This window comes from Emticicia sp. (assembly GCF_049241225.1).
Taxonomy (GTDB): Bacteria; Bacteroidota; Bacteroidia; order Cytophagales; family Spirosomataceae; genus Emticicia.
Map to the genome: position 1 here is coordinate 1 of NZ_JBMLRC010000291.1, position 1,149 is coordinate 1,149.

Consider the following 1,149-nt stretch of genomic DNA (forward strand, 5'->3'; position numbering starts at 1 on the left):
AAGCACGACGGTCTTTCAATACATTTTCCAAAACTGGCAACATATTCTTACGAATTTCGTCGTTTTTGGCTTTGTAAGCTCTTTCTGCTTGTAAATAAAGTCTATCAACCAATTTCGGATTTCCTTTCGTGAATTCACCACGAGCAATTTCTGGCTGAATGGCCAATTTTTGCATACAACGCAACTCAAACTCATCGTAATTGCCTTCGGCGTTCATCACGATGTCGCTACAAGTATCATATAAAATATTTGCAATATCGAGCGAAAGACGGTCGCCGAAAAGGGCATTTCTACGACGTTTGTAGATGGTATCACGTTGAACGTTCATTACGTCATCATACTCAATCAAACGCTTACGAGTGCCAAAGTTATTTTCTTCTACTTTCTTTTGGGCTCTTTCAATCGAACTCGTAATCATTGAGTGCTGAATCACTTCGCCCTCTTCCATACCCATTTTATCCATGACGGAAGCGATACGGTCAGAACCAAACAAACGCATCAATTGGTCTTCGAGCGAAACAAAGAATTGCGAAGTTCCTGGGTCTCCCTGACGACCCGCACGACCACGTAATTGGCGGTCAACACGACGAGAATCGTGGCGTTCGGTACCGATAATTGCCAAACCACCAGCCGCTTTACTTTCGGCCGTTAGTTTAATGTCAGTACCACGACCGGCCATGTTGGTTGCAATCGTCACAGTGCCAGGCTTTCCTGCTTCGGCAACGATGTCGGCCTCACGGGCGTGTTGTTTGGCGTTCAATACTTGGTGTGGAATCTTACGAAGCGTAAGCATACGGCTCAAAATCTCAGAGTTTTCAACCGAAGTTGTACCAACGAGAACTGGGCGACCAATGTTTACTAACTCATTGATTTCTTCCACAACCGCATTGTATTTTTCACGAACGGTTTTATAAACTTTATCTTCTTGGTCTTTTCTTACGATTGCTCGGTTAGTAGGAATCGAAACCACATCTAATTTATAGATTTTCCAGAACTCGCCCGCTTCAGTTTCGGCCGTACCTGTCATACCAGCTAATTTGTGGTACATACGGAAATAATTTTGAAGCGTAATCGTAGCGTAAGTTTGGGTCGAGTCTTCAACTTTTACGTTTTCTTTTGCTTCAACAGCTTGGTGCAAACCATCTGACC

Annotated in this window: 1 pseudogene; it reads right to left on the reverse strand. The window is 43.6% G+C overall.

From position 1 onward, the window contains the following. Nucleotides 1-1,149: pseudogene (gene secA / locus ACOVO2_RS15540) on the reverse strand (preprotein translocase subunit SecA); the annotation flags it as partial.